25 protein-coding genes are annotated in these 26,468 nt (G+C 65.9%); 15 read left to right on the top strand and 10 right to left on the bottom strand.

From position 1 onward, the window contains the following. Positions 1-336 precede the first annotated feature (336 nt). The 3 genes from VHAB30_RS06335 to VHAB30_RS06345 all read right to left on the bottom strand — a co-directional run bounded on the left by VHAB30_RS06335 (position 337) and on the right by VHAB30_RS06345 (position 2,345). Entirely contained in the window at positions 337-1,299 is a 963-nt protein-coding gene (locus VHAB30_RS06335) for a homocysteine S-methyltransferase family protein (RefSeq protein ID WP_159276199.1), read from the bottom strand. Positions 1,300-1,491: 192 nt separating this feature from the next. Beyond that, complete coding sequence (locus VHAB30_RS06340; RefSeq protein ID WP_235926458.1) at positions 1,492-1,611, bottom strand: LuxR C-terminal-related transcriptional regulator; 120 nt, start codon at positions 1,609-1,611, stop codon at positions 1,492-1,494. A 137-nt stretch (positions 1,612-1,748) separates the two neighbouring features. Further along, complete coding sequence (locus VHAB30_RS06345) at positions 1,749-2,345, bottom strand: TetR/AcrR family transcriptional regulator (RefSeq protein ID WP_159276200.1); 597 nt, start codon at positions 2,343-2,345, stop codon at positions 1,749-1,751. A gap of 136 nt (positions 2,346-2,481) precedes the next feature. On the opposite strand from VHAB30_RS06345, the gene VHAB30_RS06350 reads away from it, so the two are divergent. Further along, the gene (locus VHAB30_RS06350) at positions 2,482-3,423 is read left to right on the top strand and encodes a DMT family transporter (RefSeq protein ID WP_159276201.1); all 942 of its coding nucleotides are present in this window, start codon (positions 2,482-2,484) and stop codon (positions 3,421-3,423) included. A gap of 69 nt (positions 3,424-3,492) precedes the next feature. On the opposite strand, the gene VHAB30_RS06355 is transcribed toward VHAB30_RS06350, so the two are convergent. Genes VHAB30_RS06355 through VHAB30_RS06370 form a run of 4 tightly spaced genes read right to left on the bottom strand, consistent with a single transcriptional unit; the run spans position 3,493 to position 7,412 of the window. Then, on the bottom strand, positions 3,493-4,626 hold the full coding sequence (locus tag VHAB30_RS06355; RefSeq protein ID WP_159276202.1) for a hypothetical protein: 1,134 nt from the start codon (positions 4,624-4,626) through the stop codon (positions 3,493-3,495). Positions 4,627-4,634: 8 nt separating this feature from the next. Next, positions 4,635-5,396 (bottom strand): hypothetical protein, encoded by a 762-nt coding sequence (locus tag VHAB30_RS06360; protein WP_159276203.1) that lies wholly within the window; start codon positions 5,394-5,396, stop codon positions 4,635-4,637. Then, positions 5,386-6,384, bottom strand: coding sequence for a hypothetical protein (locus VHAB30_RS06365; protein WP_159276204.1), 999 nt, complete (start codon positions 6,382-6,384; stop codon positions 5,386-5,388). Before VHAB30_RS06365 ends, VHAB30_RS06360 begins: the two co-directional genes overlap by 11 nt. Beyond that, entirely contained in the window at positions 6,381-7,412 is a 1,032-nt protein-coding gene (locus VHAB30_RS06370) for a glycosyltransferase (protein WP_159276205.1), read from the bottom strand. The genes VHAB30_RS06365 and VHAB30_RS06370 overlap by 4 nt, the downstream gene beginning before the upstream one ends. Before the next feature lie 96 nt (positions 7,413-7,508). On the opposite strand from VHAB30_RS06370, the gene VHAB30_RS06375 reads away from it, so the two are divergent. Next, the gene (locus VHAB30_RS06375) at positions 7,509-8,849 is read left to right on the top strand and encodes a UDP-glucose dehydrogenase family protein (protein WP_159276206.1); all 1,341 of its coding nucleotides are present in this window, start codon (positions 7,509-7,511) and stop codon (positions 8,847-8,849) included. Positions 8,850-8,912: 63 nt separating this feature from the next. Continuing rightward, positions 8,913-9,935, top strand: coding sequence for a hypothetical protein (locus tag VHAB30_RS06380; protein ID WP_159276207.1), 1,023 nt, complete (start codon positions 8,913-8,915; stop codon positions 9,933-9,935). Between the two features lie 134 nt (positions 9,936-10,069). Here the strand turns inward: VHAB30_RS06380 and VHAB30_RS06385 are convergent, their stop codons facing one another. Then, positions 10,070-10,720, bottom strand: a complete 651-nt coding sequence (locus VHAB30_RS06385; protein ID WP_159276208.1) for a TetR/AcrR family transcriptional regulator — start codon at positions 10,718-10,720, stop codon at positions 10,070-10,072. 234 nt (positions 10,721-10,954) lie between these two features. On the opposite strand from VHAB30_RS06385, the gene VHAB30_RS06390 reads away from it, so the two are divergent. The 6 genes from VHAB30_RS06390 (at position 10,955) to mrdA (ending at position 19,631) form a co-directional block, all read left to right on the top strand. Continuing rightward, entirely contained in the window at positions 10,955-12,718 is a 1,764-nt protein-coding gene (locus VHAB30_RS06390) for an acyl-CoA dehydrogenase C-terminal domain-containing protein (protein WP_159276209.1), read from the top strand. Positions 12,719-12,816: 98 nt separating this feature from the next. Beyond that, positions 12,817-14,379 carry a class I adenylate-forming enzyme family protein gene (locus VHAB30_RS06395; protein WP_159276210.1) on the top strand — a complete coding sequence of 521 codons (1,563 nt, stop codon included), beginning with the start codon at positions 12,817-12,819 and terminating at the stop codon, positions 14,377-14,379. After that, positions 14,376-15,137 (top strand): SDR family NAD(P)-dependent oxidoreductase, encoded by a 762-nt coding sequence (locus VHAB30_RS06400; RefSeq protein ID WP_159276211.1) that lies wholly within the window; start codon positions 14,376-14,378, stop codon positions 15,135-15,137. The genes VHAB30_RS06395 and VHAB30_RS06400 overlap by 4 nt, the downstream gene beginning before the upstream one ends. A 35-nt stretch (positions 15,138-15,172) precedes the next feature. After that, positions 15,173-16,411, top strand: a complete 1,239-nt coding sequence (locus VHAB30_RS06405) for a branched-chain amino acid ABC transporter substrate-binding protein (RefSeq protein WP_159276212.1) — start codon at positions 15,173-15,175, stop codon at positions 16,409-16,411. A 34-nt stretch (positions 16,412-16,445) separates the two neighbouring features. Further along, a complete protein-coding gene (locus VHAB30_RS06410) occupies positions 16,446-17,558 on the top strand; it encodes a DUF3800 domain-containing protein (protein WP_159276213.1) in 1,113 nt (370 codons plus the stop codon). A gap of 96 nt (positions 17,559-17,654) precedes the next feature. Continuing rightward, positions 17,655-19,631: a penicillin-binding protein 2 gene (mrdA, locus tag VHAB30_RS06415; RefSeq protein WP_159276214.1), complete on the top strand. Its 1,977-nt coding sequence runs from the start codon at positions 17,655-17,657 to the stop codon at positions 19,629-19,631. Between the two features lie 18 nt (positions 19,632-19,649). On the opposite strand, the gene VHAB30_RS06420 is transcribed toward mrdA, so the two are convergent. Both VHAB30_RS06420 and VHAB30_RS06425 read right to left on the bottom strand, forming a co-directional pair. Next, complete coding sequence (locus VHAB30_RS06420; protein WP_235926460.1) at positions 19,650-19,793, bottom strand: hypothetical protein; 144 nt, start codon at positions 19,791-19,793, stop codon at positions 19,650-19,652. After that, positions 19,790-20,728: a LysR family transcriptional regulator gene (locus tag VHAB30_RS06425; protein ID WP_308789331.1), complete on the bottom strand. Its 939-nt coding sequence runs from the start codon at positions 20,726-20,728 to the stop codon at positions 19,790-19,792. The genes VHAB30_RS06420 and VHAB30_RS06425 overlap by 4 nt, the downstream gene beginning before the upstream one ends. A 174-nt stretch (positions 20,729-20,902) precedes the next feature. Here VHAB30_RS06425 and VHAB30_RS06430 point away from each other — a divergent pair, with 174 nt between their 5' ends. From VHAB30_RS06430 to VHAB30_RS06455, 6 genes are all read left to right on the top strand, one after another. After that, positions 20,903-21,718, top strand: coding sequence for an ABC transporter substrate-binding protein (locus tag VHAB30_RS06430; protein ID WP_159276215.1), 816 nt, complete (start codon positions 20,903-20,905; stop codon positions 21,716-21,718). Positions 21,719-21,751: 33 nt separating this feature from the next. Beyond that, entirely contained in the window at positions 21,752-22,453 is a 702-nt protein-coding gene (locus VHAB30_RS06435; protein ID WP_159276216.1) for an amino acid ABC transporter permease, read from the top strand. Then, the gene (locus tag VHAB30_RS06440; protein ID WP_159276217.1) at positions 22,450-23,187 is read left to right on the top strand and encodes an amino acid ABC transporter permease; all 738 of its coding nucleotides are present in this window, start codon (positions 22,450-22,452) and stop codon (positions 23,185-23,187) included. Before VHAB30_RS06435 ends, VHAB30_RS06440 begins: the two co-directional genes overlap by 4 nt. After that, a complete protein-coding gene (locus VHAB30_RS06445) occupies positions 23,184-23,912 on the top strand; it encodes an amino acid ABC transporter ATP-binding protein (RefSeq protein ID WP_159276218.1) in 729 nt (242 codons plus the stop codon). The genes VHAB30_RS06440 and VHAB30_RS06445 overlap by 4 nt, the downstream gene beginning before the upstream one ends. A 53-nt stretch (positions 23,913-23,965) precedes the next feature. Beyond that, a complete protein-coding gene (locus VHAB30_RS06450; RefSeq protein ID WP_159276219.1) occupies positions 23,966-25,177 on the top strand; it encodes a pyridoxal phosphate-dependent aminotransferase in 1,212 nt (403 codons plus the stop codon). A 141-nt stretch (positions 25,178-25,318) separates the two neighbouring features. Further along, positions 25,319-26,455 carry an acyl-CoA dehydrogenase family protein gene (locus VHAB30_RS06455; protein WP_159276220.1) on the top strand — a complete coding sequence of 379 codons (1,137 nt, stop codon included), beginning with the start codon at positions 25,319-25,321 and terminating at the stop codon, positions 26,453-26,455. Positions 26,456-26,468 lie beyond the last annotated feature (13 nt).

Below are 26,468 nucleotides of genomic sequence, written 5' to 3' on the forward strand. Positions count from 1 at the left end.
CCTACGCCAGGCCGGCCGCAATGGATCACTGTTCGTCGGCTTCAGCGCATGGGGACTGGGGCGACGGTGCGAAGTATGGCGGTCGGACACTTGGCGGCGCTACAGGCCAGGCCCACTATCTCTGGACAAACTGGACATGCACCGCAAGAGCTGCGAAGCGGACGTAGCTGTGCACACGGCTCCCGGCGTCAAGAGAGGGCTGAGCCCGCGCCTACGTTGATTTCACGAGGCTTGATGCATCGGCGCGTGGCGCGACCGGCCGACGATCCGGATCGCAGACGCAGGGGCCGTCTGAATCGCCGGATGGGCGGGCAGGTGCAAACCCTGGGTGAACGGCTAGACCACGCCCCGGAACAAGGGCAGGCAGGCCATTGCAAGCTGTTTGACGTGGCGGTCGTCGGTGCCGCAGCAACCGCCCATGACATTGAGGCGCTTCAACCGGTGCATCTTGAGCGCGGCATAGGCCTGCCCCAACTCCACCGGGTCGCCCGCATCCAGTTCGGGCGCCTCGTTCAACTCGGCATGGCTCATCCTGGAGGCGTTCGCGCGCAGACCGCGAATCCGCTCGGCCCACGGCGCGTCGCCATGCACCACCTGCTGGAAGTGGCTGGGGTGGGCGCAGTTGATCATGAAGTAGGCCGGATAACCCGCGGTGGCGCCGTCCACCTGCTGGATGGCGTCCGCCAGGGACTGCCCCGTCGGCAGCCTGCCATCGGTCTCCACCGTGAAGGAAATGACGACGGGCACGCTCGCCTGCTTTGCGGCCAGCGCGATCCCCGACGCCTCTTCGACGTAGTTCATGGTGATGGCGGTCACCAGGTCGGCCGCGGTGCCGGCGAAGGTCTCGACCTGCGCACGATGGTAGTCCTGCGCTTCGCGCACCGACATGGCACGGTCCGGGACATAGCCGTCGCCGCGAGGTCCAAGGCATCCGCTGATGACGATCGGCGTCTGGCGGGTCTGGTAGGCATCGCGGATGTCCTCCAGCAGACCCACCAGCTGCCGGTCGACCGCCGCGAGCTCCTCGGGGCTGTAGCCCAGCCTGCTCCCCCAGTCTGGATTGGACCGCCAGGTTGCGGTTTCCAGAATCAGCCCGACGTCGAAGCTTCTGGCCAGCGCCGCGTAGGTCCGGAAATACTTCCGCAGCACTCTTTCGCCTTCCGGCGTTCGGAGCAGGTGAAAGGCGGCAAAGTCGGGAAGTTCCTGTCCCTCCAGAAAGATCAGGGTGGTCTCGATGCCGCCGTCGGTCATGAAGAAATCATCGCCGAGCTGCGGCAATGCGCTCCTGTAGGTTGCCATCGCTGACTCCTCTCATTCGGGTGTCCGAATGGCCGCAGCCGCCAAGGCGCCGGGCCCGCGAAGCGGATGATGACAGTGAGCGCCTCGCGGGCCAAGTGCATGGCCGGCGGCGCGCCTTCCTCCCCCTTCAGGCTTCGGCTGTCGAGCAACTGCCGGTGGCGGTCACTCGAAGCCTGACGGAGGGGCTGGAGTTCACGGAGTGATCTCTCCGGATCGGATGGCCATGCGTACAGCTCCGGCTGTCGTCGTGACCCCCAAACGTCGGCGGACGCGCCGCAGGTGATTCTCGATGTTGCGTTCGGAAAGGCCCATGCTGGATGCCGGCTTCCGCCTGCGGCTTTCCGGCAGCCATCCAGCGCATGACCGTTTGTTCGCGCGGAGTCAGGCGATGCTCGAACCGCTGAGCCTTTCCGGTCGACGCCTGCACCCGGCGGCTCCGTGCAACGGCGTCAGCTCGTTCGGCGCTTCACATTCGGAACCAAGGCCTTGATCACCGCGTCGGCCATCCGATGCAGAGAAGGCGCATTCTGATAAACGCGCTCCATCACTGCCAGGCCTCGGGTGAATGTGATGACAACCTGCGCGGTTTCCTTGGGGGACAGCGAAAGCTGTGTCGACATGTCTCCCTTCGACATGGCGGCTGACACGACGACCTGGAGTTCATCGAGCAACTGACGCAGCCGCGCCTGGATGCGCGGCCCTGCACCATCGACCTCCGTTGCCGTCTTCGTGGTGAGACAGCCCCGAGGCGGTACGCCTTGCGTCATGTTGGCGATCGCGACCTTGAAGAAGGCGCGCAACGCCGTCTCTGCGCGCGGTTTGTCGAGGGCTGTGCGCGCGTTGTCCAGAAACCTGGTGGCGTACGCCTCGAAGGCCAGCAAGAACAGCTCTTCCTTGCCGCCATAGGCGTGATAGAGCGAACCACGCTGCACATCGGCGGCCTCTGCCAGATCGCCCATGGACGTGGCCCGCCAGCCTTTTTGCCAGAACACGTCCAGCACGGCGTCCAGCACCTTGGCCTCATCGAACTGCCTGACTCCTGCCATGAGAAATCCTCGCGCTTTCTATTTTTGACAACTACGTCAAACTTGACAATACTGTCAATGATAATCCGTCCGCCATGCAGGCGATGCCCGCGGCGCCAGGCAAGACACTGGCATCGTTCTGAAGGAACCCCACTCGATGACTCGGCTTTCTGCCTCACCGCCAGTTTCCCAACTCGGCATCGATCGTCGATGGGTGGGTGTGCTGTTCGGACTTGCTTCGGCCCTGATCTGGGGCGCCTTTCCGGTCGTGACTCGCTTCGGGCTGACTCACACGGCATTGGACGTCTACGACATCACCTGCATCCGGTACACGGTCTCGGGCGTGATGCTGCTGCCGTTTCTCGTACGACGGGGCCTCATGGGGCTGAGCTGGACAGCCATCGCGCTCATGACCGCCGGCATTGGCGCGCCCTACATGCTGGTGGTCGCCTTCGGCCTCGGCATGGCGCCGGTGGAGCAGTTCGCCGTGGTCACGCCTGGCAGCATGATCCTGTTCTCGGCGCTCATCAGTGCCTGGGGACTCGGTGCCAGGCTCTCGCGCAGGGAGACGGCGGGCATTGCGCTGATCATCCTCGGGGTCGCGTTGGTCGGCTTCCACAATTTCAGCGCCGTCCGCTCCTCGCCGTGGGCCTACCTGATCTTTCTTCTGGGCGGGCTGCTGTGGGCCATCTACACAGTCTCGTCCAAGCAGTTCTCTGCATCGGCGCTTCACGCCACCGCCATCGTTTCGGTGTTCTCGATGATCATCTACCTGCCCGCCTATCTCGCGACGCGCGGGCTGCACCTGTTGCAAGCGCCGCTGGGCGACATCGGTGTGCAGGCGTTCTATCAGGGGGTCATGGTCTCTACGGTGGCCTTGTTCTTTTTCAGCAAGTCCGTCCAAATTCTGGGCGCAGCCGTCGGTGCCACGTTCGCTGCACTCGTTCCCGGCGCAGCGACGCTGCTCGCTTTGCTGGTCCTTGATGAGCGGCCCAGCGCCACAGCCATTGCCGGGCTGGCCATCGTCACAGGCGGCATGACGGCGATGCTGATCCAGCAGCGTCGATCCTCGTCCCCCGTTGAATCCAGAGGACATTGAGTCCCTGAACCCGGCAATTTTCGTCGAGGAGTTTCTGCATCGAAGGGCGCAGCTTCCTCGGTGGTTCATTCATCGAACAGGCGGCGCAGCCGCGAGGCCGTGGAGCAGCACCGTCCAGTGCTGCAGTCGGGCCATGGCGGCCTCGCGGCCTCTCTGCGCCGCTTGTGGACCGCTACCGTCGTCGGCCAGCGCGATCAGTTCGTGGGCAGCCGTCGTCACGGTCCGCGCGAAGTCCTCGGTGTGGCCTCGCCACACCACGATGCGATGGTGCAGGCCCATTTGCGCGGCGCGCTGCGCATTGATCGCCTGCTCGGGCTGGTCGGTCAGGAGCAGCAGGATCGGCTTGCGGTACACCGCCGCGACCGACAGCGCCGCCATGCCGGGCGCGGAGACGATGAAGGCGCTGCGCGCGGCCCTCTCGATCCAGTGCTCGTCCTGCGCGTGCCAGCCCGCGCGCTGTGCATAGCCTTCGCCGACGAGATGCGCCGGCGTGCGCGCCTCGGCCAGCCCACGCTCCAGGCCGTCGGCCAGTGCGGCTTCCTTGAAATGCGGGTTGAGGTACACGGCGGCCTGCGGCGCGAGGTCGTCGTGCGCTTCCGTGTCGGCGCCGACCACGGCCACCGGCGTGGCGAGCCGGTGGCCGCCGCGTCCGTCGGCCTGCGGCTCGCCGTAGGCGAAATCGTGCGCGATGCGCGCGCGGCTGCGGTCGATCTGCCATGCGACGATGCGGCCGAAGATGTTCGCCATCCACGCCGGCATGCGCCCGCTGAAGTTGGTCTGCAGCGCGTGCCGCAGGCTCGCGCCGTACACATGCACCACCTTGCGCCGCCAGACCGGCATCCAGCCCATGAACAGCAGCGCGGGGTGAAAGGAATCGTTCACCACCAGATCTGCATCGCGAAACCACGCGCGCAGCCGAAGGATGTCGCGCGGCATGCGCTCCGGACGGAACACGTAGTGCGCCACGTTGCGGTCGGTTTCGCGGCGCAGCATGTTCTGCTCGCGGTCGAACTGCACCGCGTAGTGGCGCGAGAGCACCGGCGCCTCGATGCCGAAGCCGGCAAGAAAACGCGCGCCTTCGTCGGAGGTGGTGAGCACCTGCACGCAGGCGCCCGCGGCGCGCAGCGAATGCGTGAGCAGCTGCGCGCGCATCAGGTGGCCGCGCGCGTCCGCGGTCGCGAGGTAGACGATGCGCGGCGGCATCGACGGACTCAGGCCGCCACCGGCCGCGCACGGCCAGGGCGCAGGCGCAAGGCCACGCCCGCGAGGTACATGCCCAGCGCGCCGGTGATGCCGAAGCCGCGCTCGGTGTCGCGCACCTCGCGCATCAGCTGTGCGAGCCGTGCTTCTTCGTGCGGCGCCACGCAGCGCTGCAGCGTGTGGCTGCACAGGCGGATGTGCCGGTCTTCGTCGGCCAGCACGCGCGTGAGCAGCGGGTGCAGCGCATGCCGCGGGCCGATCAGCGCGCAGTGGCGCTGCAGGATGCGCGAGGCCATCTGCTCGGCGGCGAGGCCGATCGCATAGGCCGGCACGAGGCCACCGTGCGCGAAGTGCGGCGCATGGCGCTGGATCAGGCGCTGCCAGCGCGCGAGCTTGCGCTGGCTCAGCCAGTCGGGCTTCGGCGCTGCTTCCGGCGATGCAGCCGCCTGCGCGGTGCCGCCGCGCGCGACGATGGCATCGGCGAAAAGCCGCGCATGCAGTTGCTCGTCGGCCAGGTGCTGGTCGAGCTGGCGCGTGAGCCACTCGGGCGCGTTGGTGCGCAGTTCGCGCTGCAGCGCCTGCTCGGACGATTCCTCGCCGATCAGATACAGGCGCAACAACATCACTTCGCCGGCGCGGCTCGCATGCATCTGGCGCAATGCGGCGCGCTTGATGTGGTGCACCAGCCGGGCCTGCAGCGCCGGCCAGCCACGCAGTTGCGGCGGCGAGAGGCAGTCGAATGCCGCGTTCGCCGGGGCGGTGTCAGCGGCCATCGGTTTTTTTGGCCACCGGGGTCTGCGGCTGCAGTTGCTGCCAACCGAGCACGAGGCCGATGAAGCTGCCTTGGAGGAAGGCGCGCGCCGATGCATCGGCACCGGCGAACTCGCGCTGCTGGCCGTCGTAGCGCACGTAGCCCTTGCCGCCCGCGGCACCGAGCACCAGCTTCTCGTTCTTGTGGAAGCCACGCTGCATCAGCGGCAGCAGCAGCGACTGCGACTCGAGGCCATAGAGGAACAGGTCGCGCTGCACCACCTGGCGCGGAATCTGCCCGCTCAACGCCTGCAACTCGAGCGACCAATCGCCTTGCCGCATCGCCTCGGACAGCTCGCTGCCCTTGGCCCCCGACGCGTGGAAATGCGCACGTGCCACCGACTTGGAGGCGCGGCCCAACCCCAGGCCGACGGTGATGTCCGCATCGGTGGCGCCGCCTTTGCGGTTGTCCCGCACCTGCACGAATTCGTTGGCGAGCCGAGCGGCGATCGAGGGCCTGGAGAGCGTCTCGGCGATCTGCGCCGGCGTGAGCACCACGCGCTCGGCGCCGCCTTCGATCACCACGACCTGGTACGGGTCGATGCGGATGTCGCTGAACTCGCCGCCGACGGGCGAGTGCGCATGGCTGCTCACCGACCACCCGTTGCCCGAGCGGCTCAGCAGCGCATGGAAGGTCAGCGGCACGCGCTGGCCACTGTGGCGCGACTGGCCGGAGCCTTGCAGCAGCACGTCGCCCACGATGGTCTTGCGGCCGTAGCTGCGCGGGTTCGCAAAGCGCAGGGTGTGCGCCGCGCTGTCGAGTGCGGCGCGCGTGTCGGCATCGTCGAGCGCGAGGTGGTTGCACTCGTTGGCGGGGCCCGCGAGCGCGGAGAAGGGGCAGCCGCTGTCGGACTTGAAGTTGAAGACGCCGCGCCCCGTGAAGTCGGCGGCGCCCGCCGCGGCGCATGCACCGGCCAGCACGAGAAGGCCGAGGATGTTTTTCTTGTTCATGTCGGGCGATGGTACGAAAGCGCCTGCGCATCCGCGCTCGTGTGGCCCGTCGTGTGCAGGCCGATGCCGCGCGCGAAGGCGCCCAGCATGTCGATGGCCGAGAAACCCACGATCAGCGCCACGCCCGCGAGCCAGCGCAGGCCGCGCAGGGGCGGCAGGTCCTGGTGGTTGAGCGCGCGCACGCTGAAGCCCAGCCGCGTGAACAGCACGCACAGCGGCCCGATCGGCCCGCTCTTTGCGAGCCACTGCCAGCGCGCCGACACATAGCTGCGCAAGAGGTGCGGCGTGAGCGAATACGTGTCCTGTCCGCGCATCCAGCGCAGCTTGAGCGCCTCGGTGCGTGTGTCGGGCAGGCGGTGCTCGGTGTGGGCCGCGGCCGCGTAGTGAATGGGGACGTTGGCCGCCTTCAGCCGCATGCCCAGCACCTGGCAGTGCGCGCGGTACACGCCATCGAGCGCCTGGTAGCTGTGCTGCTCGAACACGTCGCGGCGAAAGGCCACGTTGTTCGCGTAGAAGTTGCTCGTCGTGCCCGCGTGGTCGGCGTTGGGGAAATACATGAAGTCGATGGTCGTGAGCGCGGTGCCCACGATGCTGGCCGCGTAGCTCGTGCGGCCGGCCACCACCGCGGGCGCGTCGGCGCCGCGCGTGAAGGGCGTGAGCATCTGCAGCAGCCAGTCGTCGTCGGGCAGGCAATCGGCATCGGCGAACACCACGTGATCGCAGCGCGCCGCATCGGTGGCCGCGAAGCCGACGTTCTTGGCGTCGTAGTAGCCAGTGGCGGCGTCGATGCGAACGAAGTCGATGGGGCGGCCCGCCAGCGCCGTGACGGCCTCGCACGTTGCGGCGCTCAGCCCGTCGTGCGTGATGACCACCTGGGCCAGGGCCGTGAGCGGCAACTGCTGCTTCGCCAACAGGGCGATCAGGCGCTGCAGGCTGGTGCTTGCGGCGGCTTCGGCATCCGCTCCGCCGCGCAGGTTGTTGGTCTCCAGGACCAGCGCGCAACGCGCGGCAACGTGATCGGGCATCATCGAATTTTCCTGTCGGGACATTGTTTTGAAGGCTTGCATCCTGCTTTTATCTCACAACCGCCGCCGCTGCCAGTGCCTGAAGGGAGGGGCTTGCGCATGAAGCTCGCCATCTTCGGCGCCGGGTATGTGGGCCTCAGCTTCGCCGCCTGCATGGCCGAAGCGGGGCACGAGGTGCTGTGCGCGGACGCCGATGCCGGCCGCATCGAGGGGCTGCAGCAGGGCCGGATGCCGCTGCACGAGCCGGGGCTGGAGGCGCTGGTGTCCGCAGGCCTCTCGGCGGGGAGGCTGCGCTTCACGGCCGACGAGCGCGTCGCGAGCCTGCATGGCGACGCGCTCTTCATCGTGGTCAACACGCCGGCCGATGCGCAAGGCGATGTCGACTTGCGGCATGTGATGGCCGTGGCCCGCAGCATCGGGCAGCACCGGGACCGCGATGCCGTGGTCGTCTGCAAGTCCACCGCGCCGGTCGGTACCGCGGAGCAGGTCGAGGCCGTGCTGCGCGCAGCGCTTTCGCAGCGCGGTGCGGCCCACCGCGTCGCGGTGGCCGTGAACCCCGAGTTCCTGCGCGAGGGCTCGGCCGTGCGCGATTGCCGCCAGCCCGACCGCGTGGTGATTGGTGCGACCGACCCCGCGGCCATCGACCTGCTGACACGGCTCTACGAACCCTTCGTGCGCGACCCGGCGAAGCAGCTGCTGGTGATGGACCGGCGCTCCGCCGAGCTCACCAAGTACGCCGCCAACGCGATGCTCGCGACCCGCATCAGCTTCATGAACGAGATGGCGCGCGTGGCCGAGCATGCGGGCGCCGACATCGAGATGGTGCGCCGCGGCATCGGCTCGGACCGGCGCATCGGCCCCGACTTCCTGCAAGCGGGCGCGGGCTATGGCGGCTCGTGCCTGGCGAAGGACGTGCGGGCGCTGCGGCATGCGGCCGATCGCGAAGGGCAGCCGCTGCGCCTCCTCGCGGCCGTCGAGACCGCGAACCACGAGCAGAAGGGGCGCCTCTTCGACCTGATGACGCATCACTTCGAAGGCCGCATCGCGAACAAGACCATCGCCCTCTGGGGCCTGGCCTTCAAGCCCGACACCGACGACATGCGCGATGCGCCGAGCCTCGTGCTGCTGGAGCGCTTGTGGGCGGCGGGCGCGCACGTGCAGGTGCACGACCCGGCGGCGATGCCGAATGCGCGCGCCATCGTCGGCGAGCGCGGCGATGTGCGCTGGTGCGACACGCCCGAAGACGCATTGCAAGGCGCCGACGTGCTGGCGCTCGTGACCGAATGGCCCGTGTTCCGCCGCCCCGATCTGGCGCGCATCGCCAGCACATTGAAGGCGCCCGCGATCTTCGACGGCCGCAACCTCTACGCCGCCGCCGAAGTCGAAGCCGCCGGCATCGCGTACTACGGCATCGGGCGCGGCCGGTCAGTGCGGCGCTGAATCGTCGTCCGCAGCGCATGCCGGTCACTCGCCGGCTTTTGATCCATTGAAAACGTCAACCCCATGTCGGAACGAATCGAACTGAAGCTTGATTGGACAAGAAAACAGGTCCGGCAACTGGCCGCAAACGGCGAGGTGTCCATCCTGCAATTTTCCGCCGCACAGGAGGTGCCGCCTTCGCTGCTGGAAATCCTGAACGAGGATCTCTTCAGGCATCGGCCGGACATCACATGGCGGATGTATGGAAGCTACGCGCGCGTGTGCGATCTTTCTTGCCTGAGGCTCATGCCCCATGTCGAAAGATTGAGCCTTGACTGCCTCACCCGGGTCAGCAACACGCATGCCGTAGAGGCCTTGCCGAAGCTGAAGGAGTTCGTCTTTGATGTGTACGAAGCAGATTCACTGGATGTGTTGAGCGCAGTGCCCACAGACCTGCAGAGACTCAGAATTGGCAAGACGAAAACGAAGAAGACCGATCTTTTCGGGCTGGAGCGCTTTTCCCATCTGAGGAAACTCGTTGTTGCCGGCCACACGCGAGGCCTCGAGGTGATTGGAAAGCTGTCGACCTTGAATGAGGTGTCCCTCATGGGGATGCCGCTGTCGAACCTGGTCTTTCTACGGCATCTTCCCCACCTGCATACGCTTCAACTGGGATTCGGAAGCGCGCAGAACCTGGACACGCTTGCGGGCCTGAACGCCCTGAGACACCTGGCACTGCTGCGGATCAAGGATCTGTCGGACCTGTCGGTCGTCAGCCAACTGGAGACGCTGCAAAGGTTGACCGCGCAAGATCAGCCACACCTTGCCAGCTTGCCCTCGTTGGCTGCGCTCGAGGATCTGGCGCTGATCGTCCTCAACAACGTGGGGCTGAAGGACCTGAGCTGGGTGGCCTCTGCACCGGCGCTCGAAAGCCTGGCCATGTTTCAGATGCCAATGCTGGTGCACGGTGACATCCAGAGTCTCCTGCGTCAGCCCGGCCCCCTGAAGCGCCTGATGGTGGGGTTGAAAAGCGCCCGCGAGCACAAGCTCGCGCGACAGGCGATCGAGGATTCAGGCCTGTGGGACGATGGCGGATGGTGGCGGTGACATCACGACCCTTGGCGTGGTCGTCGCATTGAACTGCGAGGTGACGTCTGTACTCATCAATTCGGAGACGGCCTGCATGAGCATGGCCGCACTGACCGGCTTGGGCACCCCCACTCGCATATTCGGGCCAGCGCTCATTCCTGGCGCGCGTGGCTTTGGCGCACGGCTTGCAGATACCCGTCCAATGCCAGCAGAACCTCCTCCACCATGACGTCCGCGCTCGGCAGGGCGGCGCTCACCAGCAGCGTCTGCTTCACCAAAGCATCGACGACGGTGTAGGCGCCGAAGGCCACGCGCGCATCGTGCAGCCCTTCGGGCCAGTCCACCGCGCTCGACAGTGCCTTGCCGAAGAGGTTGACGTTGTGCTGGTACAGGCGGTTGTAGACGAGCTGCGGCGAGACACGGCGCTCGATGGAGCTCAGCATCCGCCAACGCCCGCCGCCCTCCAGCATCGTGTGCACCTGGGTCTGCGCCAGCAGACGCGTGATCTCGCTCAGCGTGCGTTTGCCTTCCGCCTGGACGACGTCGTCCACCGCGCTGGACAGCGCGGTCGAGAGCTTGCGCACCCAGGTGCGCACGGTCATGGCCGCGACCGCTTCCTTGCCGGGGAAGTATTGGTAGACGCTGCCGACGCTGACGCCGGCCACGTTGGCGATGTCGCGCATCGACGTCTTCTCATAACCCTTTTCCAGCAGCAGGAGCACGAAGGCGTCTTGTATCGCGATGGACGTCATCCATGCGCGTGACTGGGAGGGCTTGCGTCGGGGTTTGAGGGCGGTCGTCATGGCTGAAAAGCGAACACCGGGATGGCGCACGCAAGGAGGAGGGCCTCGTTGCCCAGGGAAATCAACGCCTCGGGGCGCGTCCCGAAAACTGAACATGCCTGCCCGGTCGATTTCCTAGACTTCTTCCAACCCAAGGCAGCCGGCGGCCGCGAGCCCCGAACCTCACTTCAACCCAAGGCCAACGCGCGCACTCGTCATTCTTGCATGTCACCTCCTGCGTCCTACAAAGCTCCTTTGCGCGAACTGCGCTTCGTCCTGAACGATTTGCTCGGCATCGATGAAGAACTGAAGGCGCTTCGCCTGCCCGGCGCCATCGCCCGCGAAGACGTCGACGCGCTGATGGAGGACATGGCGACCTTCGCCGAAGAGGTGCTCGCACCGCTCAACCAGAGCGCGGACCGCGAAGGCTGCGCCTGGCGCGATGGCGAAGTCGCCACCCCCGGCGGCTTCAAGGCCGCCTACGACACGTTCCGGGGCAAGGGCTGGGCCGGCCTGGGCGCGGCGATTGAACACGGCGGCCGCGCGTGGCCGACGGTGCTGACCCATATGGTGACGGAGCTGATCGGCTCGGCCAACCATTCCTGGCTGATGTACCACAGCATCTCGCGCGGCGGCTACGAATGCATCCGGGCCAACGGCACGGCCGCGCAGCAGGCGGCGTACCTGCCCCACCTGGCCAGCGGCGCGTGGACCAGCAGCATGTGCATCACCGAGCGCGAGGCCGGCACCGACGTGGGCCTGCTGCGCACGGTGGCCGTTCCCCAGCCGGACGGCAGCTATCGCCTCACGGGCCTCAAGCGCATGGTCACGGCCGCCGAGCACGATCTGGCCGACAACATCGTCCACCTCGTGCTGGCCCGGATCGCGGGTGCGCCCGAGGGCGCGCGGGGGCTTTCGCTGTTCATCGTGCCGCGGCACCTGCCCGGCGCGGCCGAGCGCAACGGTGTGCGCTGCGAAGGGCTCGAGGACAAGATGGGCATCCGCGGCACGCCGACCTGCTGGTTGCGGCTCGACGGTGCGCGCGGCGAATTGCTGAACACCGCCGGCAACGGCCTGGCGGCCATGTTCGTGATGATGAACATCGCCCGCCTGGCCACGGGCATGCAGGGCGTGAACCAGGCCGAGGCGGCCTACCAGCTGGCGCGCGATCACGCCCGCACGCGGCTGCAGGGACGCGGCTTCGGCGGGGCGCGCAGGCCCGAGCCGCAGCCTGCCGCCGATCCGTTGATCGTGCATGCCGATGTGCGCCGCATGCTGCTGGTGCAGAAGGCCTGGACGGAAGGCGCGCGCGCGCTGGCCTACTGGTTGGCGTTGCAGGTCGATCGCTCGAAGCTCCACCCCGAGCCCTCGGTGCGCCGCGAGGCCGACGAGCTCGTCTCGCTGCTCACGCCGGTGCTCAAGGCCTTCGCGACGGACAACGGCTACGCCAGCACCACCCTGGCACAGCAGGTCATGGGCGGCTGGGGCTACCTGGACGACAGCGGCGTTCATCAGTACCTCCGCGACGTGCGCGTGGGGCAGATCTACGAAGGGGCCAACGGCATCCAGGGTCAGGACCTGCTCGGTCGCAAGATCCTCGGCGACGGGGGCGCCAGGCTGCGCCGGTTCCTGGACGTGGTGCACCAGGTGCTCGAGAAGCACGAGGCGCACCCGGTGCTGCAGCCCTGGGTGGCGCAGACGCGGACGCTGTGCGCGCGCCTCGAGGCGCTGGCCCGGCACCTGATCGCTCGGGCACCGTCGCACCCCGACCAGGTCGGCGCGTCCGGCCACAGCTGCCTGCGCATCGTCGGTGTGCTGGCCCTCGCGTGGCAGTGGATCGGCATGGCCTCGATCGCGCAGCGCAGGATCGACGCGCGGCAGTCCGATGGCTTCGACGTCGCCAAGGTGGCCACGGCCCGCTTCTATTTCGCGCACCTGTTTCCCGAGGTCGAGCAACACCTGCAGGTGGCCGCGCAGGACGACGACGCCGTGATGGCGCTGGACGCCGACTTCTTCTGATCCCGCCGCGCGGCCGCTCCCGGCTGCGCCCACAAAAACACCGGATGCGGAACCCAGCGGCACCGCGCTGCCCGGCCCTGCATCCCATTGGAAAATCCATGAACCTGATCTCGATGTTCGACGAGAGCGCGTCGCGCTGGCCCACGAAGACGCTGCTGTACTACGGCGACGAAGCCTTCAGCTACGCGCAGATCCAGGCGCTCAGCCGCCGCGCCGCGCAGGTGCTGCGCGACCGGGGCGTGGGGCAGGGCGACCGTGTGGCCCTCATGTGCTTCAACACGCCGTACTTTCTCATCGGCGTGCTGGGCGCGCTGCGCCTGGGCGCGGTCATCGTGCCGGTCAACCACAAGCTGCAAAAGCCCGAGGTCGAGTTCATCCTGCGCCACAGCGACGCCAGGCTCTGCATCATCGACGTCGCCCTGGGCGTGGCGCAACGCATCGAGACCGAGGCCTGCCTGCTGGGCACCGGCGACATGGCCGGCGCGGTGGACGTCGGCTTCGATCACTTCGACACGCTGGTGCAGCGCACGGAAGCGGGCGAGCTGCCTGCGCTGGTCGATGACGATGCGCTGGCGCAGGTGCTCTACACCTCGGGCACCACCGGCCAACCCAAGGGATGCCTGCACAGCCATCGTGCGGTCTTCACCACGGCGCTGGTCTGCGCGGCGGCCCTGTCGATGACGCACAACGACCGGATGCTCATCGCGATGCCGATCTGGCATGCGGCGCCGCTCAACAACTGGACCTTCGGAACGCTGCTGATGGGCGGCACGCTGGTCTTCCTGCGCGAGTACGCGCCGCGCGGATTCCTGGAAGCGATTGCGCGGCACCGCGTCACGCTGACCTTCGGCGCGCCCATCGCCTTGCTCGCGCCGCTCGAACTCGCCGACTTCGACCGCCACGACCTGGGCTCGATGCGGCTGTGGATCTACGGCGGCGGTCCGCTGGGCGAGGACATGGCGAAGCGGCTCATGCAGCGCTATCGCACGACGCAGTTCATGCAGGTCTACGGCATGACCGAGATGGGCCCGCTGGGCACCGCGCTGTTCCCGGAGGACGCGCTGCGCAAGGCAGGGTCGATCGGCCGCTCCAGCCTGCCGGGCGTGCAGGTGCGCGTGGTTGCCGAAGACGGCAGCGCGACGCCCGCGGGCCAGGTCGGCGAGATCCAGTTGCGCAGCGAAGCCGCCATGCGCGGTTACCTGAACGACCCCGAGGCCGCGCGCGCCGCGTACACGCCCGACGGCTGGTACCGGAGCGGCGACCTGGCCCGGGTCGACAAGGACGGCTACTACTACGTGGTGGACCGGCTCAAGGACCTGATCACCACCGGCGGCGAGAACGTGTACTCCAAGGAGGTGGAAGACGCGCTGTCGCCGCATCCCGACCTGGCCGACGTGGCCGTCATCGGCCGCCCGCACCCGGACTGGGGCGAAACCGTGGTGGCGGTCATCGTGCCCCGGCCCGGTCGGCAACCGGACAGCGAGGCGCTCAAGGCCTTCCTGGCCGACAAGCTGGCCCGCTACAAGATTCCGCGCGACTACGTCTGCGTCGACACGCTGCCGCGCACGCCGTCGGGCAAGTTGCAAAAACACCTGCTGCGGCAAGACATCGGCGCACCGGCTTCCTCTCTTCTTTCCACTTTCAAGGATCTCCACGCATGAACCTGTTCGACCTGAACGGAAAAGTCGCCGTCGTGACCGGGGCCAGCCGCGGCATCGGCCGCGCCACCGCCGAGCACCTGGCGCTGCTCGGGGCCAAAGTCTGTGTCTCCAGCCGGCGGCTCGAGGCCTGCGAGGAAGTGGCCGAGGGCATCCGCGCGCAAGGTGGGCAGGCCTTCGCCTGCCAGGCCAGCATCTCGCAGCCCGAGGAGCTGCGCGCGATGGTGGCGCAGGTGCGCGAGCGCTTCGGCGCCATCGACATCCTGGTCTGCAATGCGGCCACCAACCCGCACTACGGGCCGCTGGCCGAGATCGCGGACGAGATGTTCATGAAGATCGTGCGCAACAACGTGCTGAGCAATCTCTGGCTGGCCAATCTCGTTCGGCCCGACATGCAGGCCAGGGGCAACGGCGCCATCGTGATCGTCTCGTCCATCGCGGGCCTCCAGGGCTCTTCGACGATCGGCGCCTACGGGTTGTCCAAGGCCGGCGACATGCAACTGGCCCGCGACCTGGCGGTCGAGTGGGGCCCGCAGGGCATTCGCGTCAACTGCATCGCGCCGGGCCTGATCGACACCAAGATGGCCGGCATGCTGCTCGCGGACCCCGAGATCCAGTCGTTCACGCAGAAGAAATTGCCCTTGCGGCGCGTCGGGCAGCCGCAGGAGATCGCCGGCGCCATCGCCTTCCTGGCATCGCCCGCAGCCGCGTTCGTGACCGGCCAGACGCTCGTCGCCGACGGCGGCGCCGTCATCGTCTGAACACCCGCAGATCGCCATCCACAAGGAGACTCACCATGAACCTGACAAAGACCATCGCCGCGCCGATGCTGTGCATCGCCCTGGCTGCCAGCGCCCAACCCGTGCAGACCGTGAAGATCGCCACGCTCGACATGCTGTCGGGCCCGATGGCCGGCCTGGGACAGAACGTGTTGAAGAGCTTCCAGTACGCGGCGCGGGTGGCGAACGAGGAGAAGTGGGCGGGGCCCTACCAGTTCGAGATCGTTCCCTTCGACAACAAGCTGTCGCCGCAGGAGGCCGTGGCGCTGCTCGGCACGGTCGTGGCCAAGGACATCCGCTATGTGGTCCAGGGCGCGAGCTCGTCCAGCGTGGGCATCGCGCTGGGCGAGGCCATCGACAAGCACAACGCCCGCAATCCGGGCAAGGAGATCGTCTTCCTGAACTACGCGTCGCAGGCACCGGTGCTCACGAACGAGAAGTGCAGCTACTGGCACTTCCGCACCGACGCGCACTCGGACATGAAGGTCGATGCGCTCACCACCTACCTGGCCGGCCGCAAGGACATCCGCAAGATCCACCTGCTCAATCCCAACTACGCCTACGGGCAGGACACGGCGCGCGCATCGCGCGAGTCGCTTGCGCGCAAGCGCGCCGACATCGAGATCGTGGGCGACGACCTGCACCCGACCGCGCAGGTGAAAGACTTCGCGCCCTACATGGCCAAGATCCGCCAGTCCGGCGCCGACGCGGTGATCACGGCCAGCTCGGGTTCCGACCTGGCGCTCATCGTGCGCGCGGCCAACGACTTCGGGCTGAAGGTCGACTTCTACACCTTCAACGGCAGCAACTACGGCGTGCCCGGCACCATCGGCGCGACGGGCGAGGGCCGCGTCAAGCTGGTCTCGACCTTCAACCCCAACGACCCCGGTGCGAAGAGTTCGGCCGTGCTGGGCAACTTCAAGAAGCAGTTCGGCGAGGACTTCATCAACGGCATGGGCTACAACGCCGTCGTCGCACTGTCCGGCGCCATCCGCAGCGCGAAGTCCGCCGAGCCGGCGAAGGTGGCCGCCCAGCTCGAGGGCTTGCGCTTCGAGGGCATCAACGGTCCCGTGGTCCTGCGCAAGTCGGATCACCAAGCCCAGCAGGCGATGTTCGTCCAGAGCTGGGAGAAGGTCGACGGCGCGGCCGTCCGGTACGACCAGGAAGGCACCGGATTCGGCTGGAAGCAGATCGCGAGCGTGGACGCCAAGGCGGCCGAGCAGCCCACGACCTGCCGCATGAAGAGGCCCCTGTGACCGCACGACGGCGCGAGGCGTTCGCCCCGGCACCATGACCACCATCTACATCGACGAAAGCGGCCACAGCGGCGACATGGTCGACAGCGGCACGGGCTACGACTTCAAGAGGCAACCCTACTTTGCATTGGCGGGCGTCGGGCTGCAGGACGAGGAGGAGTGGGATGCACGCCTCCAGGCGTTGCGCGATCGCCACCGCATTCCCTCGGGCGAACCCGGTGCCCGATCGCTGGCATCCAGGCCGGAGTTCTCCGCTGCCGTGATCCACGCCTTGCTCGACCGGCGGGCCCCGCTTTTCGTCGAGCTGGTCGACAAGCGCTACTTCATCTGCAGCTGCATCACGTCGTTCCAGCTGCTGCCGTCCTGCCTGGGCTACCCCGAGTCGATGCGGCTCGACTTTCTCAGGAACGCCGTCGCGGATTTCCTGCACGTCCATGCCGATGCGCAGGTGCTGGACAGCTTCGTCGCGTCCTGCCTGACGCCGGAGGCCGGGACGCTTCACGCATCGTTTGCCAGCCTGCGCGACCTGGCCACGCACACCGCCGAGGAGGAGGAAGAGGCCGCGGCGCAGGTCGCGAAAGGGTTCGGCCGCATCGTCGAAGCGGCGAACACCGAGTACCACGCGCTGAGCGGGGCCCAGCATCAGCCCTGGCTGGAGTTTCTTCCGCCGCCCGAGCTCAACACGTCGTCGACGCAGGCCTGGACGCTGCCGAACCTGACGTCGTTCATGCGCATTTACGCCCGAATCCATCTCTACTACCGGCACTGCCTGGCCGATGTCCGGCTGGTGCACGACCAGAATTTCGAGGTGCAGCGCATCCTGGGGCAGGGGAAGGCCGCTGCCGAAGGCGCGGACCGTGCGATGGAACTGCTGTGCACGCCCCCGTCCGACCACCGCTTCGAAGAAGTGGCCGCCCTCGATTTCAGGCAATCGCACGAAGCGGCCGGCGTGCAGATGGCCGAGGTGGTGGCGGGCGCCACCATGCGCTTCTTTCGCGACCTGCACGCAGGCACAGGCGTGTGCCCCGCGCTGCGCGAGGCCATGATGCGGCTGATCTCCGAAGGGGACGAGCGCACGGGGCACGGCCTCAAGCAGGTGGTGCCGACCCGCCAGGTTCGCATCGGTGCCGAAGAGGCGTGGGCCTGAGCGGACGATCGCGTCTCGTCGACCGCCGACGCGGAACCTTCGGGCGAGCAGGGCCTCCTATCTGGCTTCTCCGCTTCTTTCCCCCCGTTTCGCCCGATGAATGAAATCCGCAATGCCGCCGCCGAGCTCGCTCTTTTTCGCCGCCGCGTGGTGGTGGTCGGTTGCGCGGTGCTGTTCGGCTTCGGACTGATCGGCGCGCGGCTGGTCTACCTGCAGGTGGTGCGCCATGAAACGCTGGCGGACCGGGCCGAGAGCAATCGCACCGCGATCGTCCCCGTGGTGCCCAACCGCGGGCAGATCCTGGACCGCAACGGCGTGGTGCTGGCGTCCAACTATGCCGCCTACACGCTGGAGATCACGCCGTCGAAGGTGGGTGACATCGCCACCGTCATCGACGAACTGGGCGAGCTGCTCGAAGTGACGCCCAGGGACCGCCGCCGCTTCCAGCGCCTGCGCGAGGATTCGCGCAGCTTCGACTCCCTGCCCATCCGCACCCGCCTGAGCGACGAAGAGGTGGCGCGCTTCGCGGCGCAGCGCTATCGATTTCCCGGCGTGGAAATCCGGGCGCGGCTGTTTCGCACCTACCCGCACGGGGAGGTGGGCGCGCACGTGATCGGCTACATCGGCCGCATCAACCAGCGCGAGAAGACCGCGATGGACGACTGGGAAGAAGACGAGCGCGCCAACTACCGGGGCACCGACTACATCGGCAAGGTCGGCATCGAGCAGAGCTACGAAAAGGCGCTGCACGGCCAGACCGGCGTGGAGCAGATGGAAACCTCGGCCGGCGGGCACGCGGTGCGCCGCCTGTCGCGCCACCCCGCCAGGCCGGGGCAGACGGTGATGCTGTCGCTCGACATCAAGCTGCAAAAGCTCGTGGAAGACATGTTCGGCGAGCGCCGGGGCGCGCTCGTGGCCATCGATCCGAAGACCGGGGAGGTGCTGGCCTTCGTGAGCAAGCCCACCTTCGATCCCAACCTGTTCGTCGAGGGCATCGACACGGAGAACTGGAAGGCGCTGACCGAGTCGCCCGACAACCCGCTGCTGAACCGCGCGCTGCGCGGCACCTACCCGCCCGGCTCCACCTACAAGCCCTTCATGGCGATGGCGGCGCTGCAGACCGGCAAGCGCAGCGCCGACAAGGTGGAGAACGACCCGGGCTTCTACAACTTCGGCGGGCGCACCTTCCGCAGCCACCGGGGCGGGCTGGGCGGCGTCGACATGCACCGCGCCATCCAGTTCTCGAGCAACACGTACTTCTATTCGCTGGCCGCCGAGATGGGCGTGGACCTGATCCACGACTTCATGGCGCCCCTGGGCTTCGGGCAGCTCACCGGCATCGACCTGCAGGGCGAGTCGCGCGGCGTGCTGCCCAGCAGGGCGTGGAAGCGCGCGGCCTACCGGCGCGCCGACATGAAGGCCTGGCACCCGGGCGAGACGATTTCGCTGGGCATCGGGCAGGGCTACAACAGCTTCACGATGCTGCAGCTGGCCTCGGCCAACGCCACGCTGGCCAACGGCGGCGTGCGCTACCAGCCGCACCTGGTGCGGGCCATCCGCGACACGTCGACCGGCGAGGTGGTGCAGCAGGTCCAGCCCCCGGCCCAGGACCTGGGCTATGCGCGCAAGCACGTCGAGGTGGTGCGCGACGCGATGGTGGCGGTCACCAAGGGCGGCACCGGCACGCGCGTGTTTGCGGGCGCCGCGTACACCTCGGCCGGCAAGACCGGCACCTCGCAGGCCGTGGGCCTGAGCCCGAAGGCGCGCGCGAGCGGCAAGGCGCTCGATGCGCGCCAGCGCGACCACGCGCTGTACATGGCATTCGCCCCGGCCGAAGACCCGACGATCGCGGTGGCCGCGATCGTCGAGAACGCGGGCTTCGGCGCGGCGCACGCGGCACCGATCGTCCGGCGGGTGTTCGACTACTGGATTGCGGGGCAGTACCCCAACGACGCCGACATGGCGGCGGTCCAGGTGGGGAAGGCCGGCGCGCCCATCGGCCAACCGCTGGTGGCCAGCGAGGTGCCGGTGCTGGACGACGGTGCGCAGGGGGATGAGGCTGGGGTGCTTTGAGGGGCCGGGGGCGAAGCGTCAACCCGGCGTGAGCCGCTGAGCAAACCAGTCCGCCACGAAGGCGGTCCGCTCCGACGCGTGGTTGTAGATCGTGTGCTCGCCGTCCTCCCACACGCGCAAGGTGACGTCGGGGTTCGTCGCGGCTTCCCGAAGTTCGATCAATAGCTGGGAGGCGCCGGGGCGTCGGCGGGGATGGCGCCGGGTTGGAAAACCTGCGTGAAGTCGCAGCACTCCTGTGCAAGCAGCACCGTGGAGTCGATCAACGTGCTTCGCTGCTCGCTCCTGCTCATCGCGACGTAGGTGATGTCGGGGATTGCCGGCGTGACCTTGATGGGTTGCAGCAAGCCCAGGTCGACCATCGGAGCGAGGCAATCACGAGGAAGGGGACTGATCCCGATTCCAGACACGGTCATGCCGATGATGGCAATGATGCTGTTGCTGGGCAGCGACTGCTTCGGGGTGAGGCCGAAGGACTTGAACCAGTTCTCCGAGGCGAGGCCCGCCCCCGAGCGGCTGCCCTGGGTCAGGATTCGATGCGAGGCCAGCTCGTGGAGGCGCAACGTCCTGTCCGCAGGCAGCATGCCGGGCTTGCACATCCAGGCGCTGACCACCTTGCCGATGGCTTTCTTGGTGATCCGGCTGTCGTCTTCCGCGTCGGGAACGATCGCAAGATCAATCTCGTCGGCCAGGAGTCTCTTGCGAATGGTCACGCTGCCGTCGACGTCGGGCTCCAGGACAACGCGGGGGTGATGGACCTGCATCATGCCCACCAGCCGCGGGAACCAGGTCATTGCGGTGAGTTCGGTGAGGCCGATCCGCAGTCTGCGTTCGACCACCTGTGCCTGTGCAAGCTGCTCCATCGCTTCGTCGCGCTGGGCAAGAAGCCGCTTGGCGATCGCAAAGGTCTGCTGCCCCTTCTCCGTCAATCGGGCGGCGCGTGAAGAGCGGTCAAACAGTGAAGTGTCCAGGAGGCTCTCCAGTTCCTGGACTCGCCGCGAGATCGCCGACTGCGTGGTGTGAAGCTTCTCCGCGGCCTGCGAGAAGCCGCCAAGCTTGACCACCCAATAGATCGCCTCAAGTTGCTTGAACGACATCATGTTCGTTCTGCCGGTGGGACTTCATGCACTGCGGGTTCCCCCTTGGAATATGTGTAAAACAGATGCAATTCTATAAAAATAAATCGTTTTTTTTAATTTTTCAAAGTCTCCAGAATGCGGGCTTCCATCTCATTTCTTGGCCTCTGGCATCAAGCCGCTTCAGGAGTTGCGCTCATGTTCCGATTGACTTTCACTCGCGTCATCGCCGTCGCTCTTTGCGTCTGCGCCACCACGGCACAGGCCGATCGTCTCAGCGACATCAAGGCGCGCTCCAAGCTGGTGTGCGCCACGCTGACGGGGGCGGAACCCCTTGCGTTTCAGAACCCTGCCACCCGCGAGTACGTCGGCTTCGATGTGGATACGTGCAAGAGCCTCGCAAAGCACCTCCACGTTGAACTGGAGCACCGCCCGATTTCCGTCGAAGCCCGCATTCCCGAGTTGGCGCTGGGGCGTGTGGATGTGGTGGCGGCCTCCCTGGGCTACACGAAGGAGCGTGCCGAGCAGATCGCCTTTTCGGACATCTACTACCAGCTGCCCTTGAAGATCATCGTGGCGAGCAATTCGCCCATCAAGACGTTCGCCGACCTTGCCGGGAAGAAGATCGCCGCCAACAAGGGCTCGACCTCGGAGCTCAACGCTCGCAACAAGCTTGCGGGTTCCGAAGTGGTGACCTACCAGGACGGCACCATGGCCTTCCTGGCGCTCGCACAGGGAAAGGTTCAGGCCTATGCCATTTCCCAAGCACCCGGCGCGCGACTGCTCCACGAAAGTTCAGGCAAGTTCCGCTTTCTCGACGAGTCCCTCGTCTACGAGCCCACGGGCCTGGGTGTGAAGAAGGGCGAGAGCGAATTGCTCGATGCGGTGAACAAGGCATTGCGCGACATGGAGTCGTCTGGAGAACTCGACGCGTTGTGGCGCAAGTGGTTCGGGCCCGACACGAAGCTGAAGATCGTTCGCGAGAAGAAGCTGACGCCGCTCAGTGCATTCTGATCAAGCTCGCAAATCAGAGCCACGAGCGCATCCATGCTTGATCTGAATTTCGGGGCCGTGTTGAACGGCCGCTATCTGGACTGGTTGATCGCCGGCGCGTACAACACACTCGTGCTCTTCGCGGCTGCATGGGTGTCGGGCCTCCTTCTGGCACTTGTCGTCGTTTCCATGCGGCAGTCCGGCTTGGCCGGACTCCACGCCGTCTCCAAAGGGTTCGTTGGCTATCACCGGAACGTGCCTGGCCTGGTCCAGATCTTCATCTGGTACTTCGGCGTGCCTCAGGTGCTGCCCGAGGCCTGGCAGGCGTGGATCAACGCCCATGGGAGCGAATTCATCTTCGTCTGGATCGCGCTGACGCTGAACGCGGCGGCCTTCATGTCGGAGGATCTGCGCAGTGGTGTGCGGTCCCTGTCGCCCACGCAGATGGAGGCGGCGCGAGCGTTGGGCCTGTCCTACGCCAAGGCGATGCGCTTCGTCGTTCTTCCGCAGGCACTTCGTGTCGCAGTGCCGCCTTTGACCAACCAGTCGCTGGGGCTGTTCAAGGCGACGAGCTTGGCCATGGCGATCGGCCTCGCCGAACTGACCTACGCGGCCCACCAGATCGAGAGCGAGAGCTTTCGCACCTTCGAGGTCTACGCCATTGCGTCGATCTTCTACTGGGTCTGCTCGTTCGCGCTGATGGGCATCGGCCACGCCTGGAGCGTTCGCCTGGATCCGCTGCGAGGTGTCCGATGATCGACATCCTTCGTGACTATGGCCTTCTGCTCCTGGTCGGCCAGTTCCCGAATGGCCCCGTTGGCGGCTTGGCGCTCACGCTGTTTCTCGCCGTGTCCGGGCTGCTGCTTTCGTTTCCCCTCGCCGTCGTGATGGGGGTGGCCCGGACGTCTCCCATCAAGGCCGTTCAGTACCCGGCGACCGCTCTCGTCTACGCCGTGCGCGGCCTGCCTGTCCTGATGCTGATCTTCTGGGCCTACTTCATCGTGCCGATGGTCGTGGGGCACAGCATCTCCGGGATCACCACCTTGATCGTCGCACTTGTCGTCTACGAGCTCGCCTTCATGGGGGAGGTCGTGAAGGCGGGCATCGTGGCCGTCCCCAAGGGCCAGGTCGAGGCCGCTCGATCATTGGGAATGACCTACTTTGCAACGATGCGCAAGGTGATCCTGCCGCAGGCACTCGTCAACATGATTCCGAGCATCCTGAACCAGTTGATCAACCTGATCAAGAACACGTCGCTCGGCTACATCATCAGCGTCGGAGAACTGACCTACTCGGCCTACCAGATCAACGCCCAACTGCTCACCCGTCCATTTCAGGTGTATCTGATTCTGGCCATCACCTATTTCGTCCTCTGCTGGGCGCTGGGATTGGCTGTCTCCCGGTTGGAGAAGAAGTTGAACCAAGCACGCTGCACGACCGACGTGCCGACCCCCCTCCAGCGCCTGGTGTCCAAAGAGGCCACGACATGATCACCTTCGACAACGTGGACAAGTTCTACGGCGGCTATCAAGCCCTCAACCAGATCAACGAAACCGTCAAGCAAGGCGAGGTGGTGGTGGTGTGCGGGCCCTCGGGTTCCGGCAAGTCGACGTTGATCCGAACGGTCAATCGGCTGGAGCCGATTTCGAAGGGCCGCGTCATGGTCAACGGCGAAGACGTGCACAACCCGAAGACTGACGTGAACAGCTTGCGCAGTCGCATTGGCTTCGTCTTCCAGAGCTTCAATCTTTTCCCGCATCTGAGTGTCATGCGCAATCTCGAGCTGGCACCCATGACGGTAGCGAAGGTGAGCCAGAGCGAGGCGCGCGAGCGCGCAATGGAGTTGCTGGTGAAGGTTGGCTTGGCGCACAAGGCGGATGCCTACCCCCCACAGCTCTCGGGAGGCCAGCAGCAGCGTGTGGCGATTGCCAGAGCGCTCGCGATGCGTCCGCCGGTGATGCTTTTCGATGAACCCACGAGCGCGCTGGACCCCGAGATGGTGGGTGAGGTCCTGGCCGTCATGAAGCAGCTGGCCTTGGATGGCATGACCATGATGTGCGTGACCCACGAGATGGGCTTCGCGAAAGAAGTGGCGGACCGAATCCTGTTCATGGACGCGGGGGCGATCGTCGAGCGTGCCGCTCCCGATCAGTTCTTCGCCAATCCACAGCACCCCCGCGCCCGGAAGTTCATCGCCGAAGTTCGGCGCCCCTGAGTCCCGGCCGCATTCCGATCAAGCCGATTGTGCGTAGCTGCACAGGAGTCGTCATGTCCAATTTTCTTTCCAAGTCTCTGGCTCGCATCAAACCGTCGAGCACCATTGCCGCCACGCAGCGGGCTCGCGAGCTCGCCGCGCAGGGCCGCGACGTGATTGCGCTCAGCACGGGCGAGCCCGACTTCGAGACACCCGAGCATGTTCAGGTCGCTGCCATCCGCGCACTCACGGGCGGCAAGACCAGGTACACGCCGACCCACGGCATCCCCGAGTTGCGTGATGCCGTCGTCGAGAAGTTCCGGCGGGAGAACGGCGTTGTCTACACGCGCGAGGAAATCATCATCAGCAATGGCGGCAAGCAGGTCATCGCGAATGCGTTCATGGCCACGCTCAACGAGCACGACGAGGTGCTGATTCCCGCGCCCTACTGGGTCTCGTATCCGGAGCTCGTGGCCCTGTGCGGAGCGACCTCCGTCATTGCAGAGACGACCGCCGCCAACGGCCTGAAGCTGACACCGGAAGCTCTCGAGCGGCACATCACTCCCCAAACGAAATGGGTGGTTCTCAACTCGCCAGGGAACCCCTCCGGCGCAGCCTACACGCGCGATGAACTGCGTGCGCTTGCAGAGGTCCTGCTGCGTCATGAGCACGTCTGGGTCATGAGCGACGACATCTACGAGCACCTGGTGTACGACGCGTTCGAGTTCGCAACCATTGCAGCCGTCGAGCCGCGGCTGCGGGAGCGGACGCTGATCGTCAATGGCGTTTCGAAAGCCTATGCGATGACGGGGTGGCGCATCGGCTACGGGGCCGGGCCGGCCTCCTTGATCAAGGCGATGGACGTGGTACAGGGGCAGGTGACATCCGCCGCCAGTTCGGTCGCGCAATGGGCGGCTGTGGCGGCGCTGCAAGGCCCACAAGATTTTCTGGCGGCGAGGCGCGAAGTGTTCAAGCAACGCCGAGACCTGGTCGTTGACCAACTCGATGCCTGCGTTGGCCTCGCATGCGCACGGCCAGAGGGCGCCTTCTACGTATTTCCATCGTGCGCCGGAACCTTCGGGAAACGAGCGCCCAGCGGCAAGCCGATTCAGGACGACGCGACATTCGCGCTGGAGCTTCTTGCCGCAGAAGGCGTCAGTGTTGTGCATGGAAGCGCATTCGGCATGCCCGGTCACTTCCGCGTTTCGTACGCCGCGAGCACGCAGAGCCTGGTCGAAGCCTGCAAGCGCATCCAGCGCTTCTGCGCCGAGCTCTCTCCCTGCTGAATCCGCCGGCCACGCGACGCAACCGTGCGCGAGTTGCTCTCGATCTCCGCCGTACGGTCCGAGCGAGTTACAGCCCGTTGATTTCTGGTTGATACGGAATCAAAAACTTTACCCCTTGATTGACAAGATAGGAGACGAAAAATGCCGCTGTGGACGGAATTTGAACCTGCACAAGCCGTGAATGAATTTCGCGCCTTTGCTGAAACCTACGCAAAGCCCGCTGCGGCTCAACTCGATCGGAATGACGCATACCCTTCCGAGGTTGTGGAGCAAGCGGCAAAACAGGGCCTGAATGCGCTGATCGTCCCCAAAGAATATGGGGGTGGCGGATGCTCATTCCGGCGAGTGGTTTCGTTTTTCGAAGAAATTGGGGTGGCCAGTGCCTCGGTCGGAATTTCTCTGAACTCGAATTTTCAGGCGCAGAACGCAATTCTGCGATCTGGCAACGAAAAATTGAAGAACGAGTTTTTGCCGAAATTTTCACGAGGCCTGACAGCGGCCTATGCGCTGACTGAACAAAATCATGGCAGCGACATCCGCTCGTTGGACACCAAGGCGGTGCTTGAAAACGATCATTGGATCTTGTCCGGCCAAAAATCATTCATTACATCGGGGAGTGGTGCCGATCTGTTCATCATCCTGGCTCAAACCGAGAAAGGACTGGGGGTTTTTGCAGTTCCGCGAGAAATACCTGGCGTAAGCACCTTTGTTGGCGAGAGGAGCGAGACCTTTGGCGGGCGAAACGGGCCACACGTGGAACTCAAACTCGAGAACGTTCGGTTGCCCTACGAATACCTTCTCGGCGAGCCGGGTGGAGGCCTGAAAGTCGTGCTGCGCAATCTGAACTATTCGCGCACGCTCAACGCGGCCATGGTCATCGGCATGGCGCGTGCAGCATTTGACGAATCCCTTGCCTACGTCAAAAACCGAAAGGCCTTCGGGCAATCGGTCTTCGATTTTCAAGGGATTCAATGGTATTTCGCAGAAATGCTCACGGACATCGACGCAGCCCGCTTGTTGTTGTATTCGGCGGCTGACGCATTGGAGGCGCAGCGCGAGCCCGAGCGCTACGCCAGCGAAGCAAAGCTGTTTTGCTGCTCCGTCGCCAACCGGGTGACGTCCCAGGCTATTCAGGTTTGCGGCGCATACGGGACGGCTGTGAATTCGCCTTTCAATCGCTATTGGCGGGATGCCAAGGTTGCGGAGATCGGAGGAGGGTCGGTGGAAATATTGAAGAACACGATTGGGAAATACATTGGCCGAATGGAGTTGGGCTGATTGAAAACAGCCT

Origin of the sequence: Variovorax boronicumulans (assembly GCF_009811375.1) — a bacterium.
GTDB lineage: Bacteria > Pseudomonadota > Gammaproteobacteria > Burkholderiales > Burkholderiaceae_C > Variovorax > Variovorax boronicumulans.

Coding starts and splice junctions, on each gene's coding strand:
- VHAB30_RS06335 (WP_159276199.1), bottom strand. CDS start 1,299: ATGGCAACCTACAGGAGCGCATTGCCGCAGCTCGGCGATGATTTCTTC.
- VHAB30_RS06340 (WP_235926458.1), bottom strand. CDS start 1,611: ATGGGCCTTTCCGAACGCAACATCGAGAATCACCTGCGGCGCGTCCGC.
- VHAB30_RS06345 (WP_159276200.1), bottom strand. CDS start 2,345: ATGGCAGGAGTCAGGCAGTTCGATGAGGCCAAGGTGCTGGACGCCGTG.
- VHAB30_RS06350 (WP_159276201.1), top strand. CDS start 2,482: ATGACTCGGCTTTCTGCCTCACCGCCAGTTTCCCAACTCGGCATCGAT.
- VHAB30_RS06355 (WP_159276202.1), bottom strand. CDS start 4,626: ATGCCGCCGCGCATCGTCTACCTCGCGACCGCGGACGCGCGCGGCCAC.
- VHAB30_RS06360 (WP_159276203.1), bottom strand. CDS start 5,396: ATGGCCGCTGACACCGCCCCGGCGAACGCGGCATTCGACTGCCTCTCG.
- VHAB30_RS06365 (WP_159276204.1), bottom strand. CDS start 6,384: ATGAACAAGAAAAACATCCTCGGCCTTCTCGTGCTGGCCGGTGCATGC.
- VHAB30_RS06370 (WP_159276205.1), bottom strand. CDS start 7,412: ATGATGCCCGATCACGTTGCCGCGCGTTGCGCGCTGGTCCTGGAGACC.
- VHAB30_RS06375 (WP_159276206.1), top strand. CDS start 7,509: ATGAAGCTCGCCATCTTCGGCGCCGGGTATGTGGGCCTCAGCTTCGCC.
- VHAB30_RS06380 (WP_159276207.1), top strand. CDS start 8,913: ATGTCGGAACGAATCGAACTGAAGCTTGATTGGACAAGAAAACAGGTC.
- VHAB30_RS06385 (WP_159276208.1), bottom strand. CDS start 10,720: ATGACGACCGCCCTCAAACCCCGACGCAAGCCCTCCCAGTCACGCGCA.
- VHAB30_RS06395 (WP_159276210.1), top strand. CDS start 12,817: ATGAACCTGATCTCGATGTTCGACGAGAGCGCGTCGCGCTGGCCCACG.
- VHAB30_RS06400 (WP_159276211.1), top strand. CDS start 14,376: ATGAACCTGTTCGACCTGAACGGAAAAGTCGCCGTCGTGACCGGGGCC.
- VHAB30_RS06405 (WP_159276212.1), top strand. CDS start 15,173: ATGAACCTGACAAAGACCATCGCCGCGCCGATGCTGTGCATCGCCCTG.
- VHAB30_RS06410 (WP_159276213.1), top strand. CDS start 16,446: ATGACCACCATCTACATCGACGAAAGCGGCCACAGCGGCGACATGGTC.
- mrdA (WP_159276214.1), top strand. CDS start 17,655: ATGAATGAAATCCGCAATGCCGCCGCCGAGCTCGCTCTTTTTCGCCGC.
- VHAB30_RS06425 (WP_308789331.1), bottom strand. CDS start 20,728: ATGATGTCGTTCAAGCAACTTGAGGCGATCTATTGGGTGGTCAAGCTT.
- VHAB30_RS06430 (WP_159276215.1), top strand. CDS start 20,903: ATGTTCCGATTGACTTTCACTCGCGTCATCGCCGTCGCTCTTTGCGTC.
- VHAB30_RS06435 (WP_159276216.1), top strand. CDS start 21,752: ATGCTTGATCTGAATTTCGGGGCCGTGTTGAACGGCCGCTATCTGGAC.
- VHAB30_RS06440 (WP_159276217.1), top strand. CDS start 22,450: ATGATCGACATCCTTCGTGACTATGGCCTTCTGCTCCTGGTCGGCCAG.
- VHAB30_RS06445 (WP_159276218.1), top strand. CDS start 23,184: ATGATCACCTTCGACAACGTGGACAAGTTCTACGGCGGCTATCAAGCC.
- VHAB30_RS06450 (WP_159276219.1), top strand. CDS start 23,966: ATGTCCAATTTTCTTTCCAAGTCTCTGGCTCGCATCAAACCGTCGAGC.
- VHAB30_RS06455 (WP_159276220.1), top strand. CDS start 25,319: ATGCCGCTGTGGACGGAATTTGAACCTGCACAAGCCGTGAATGAATTT.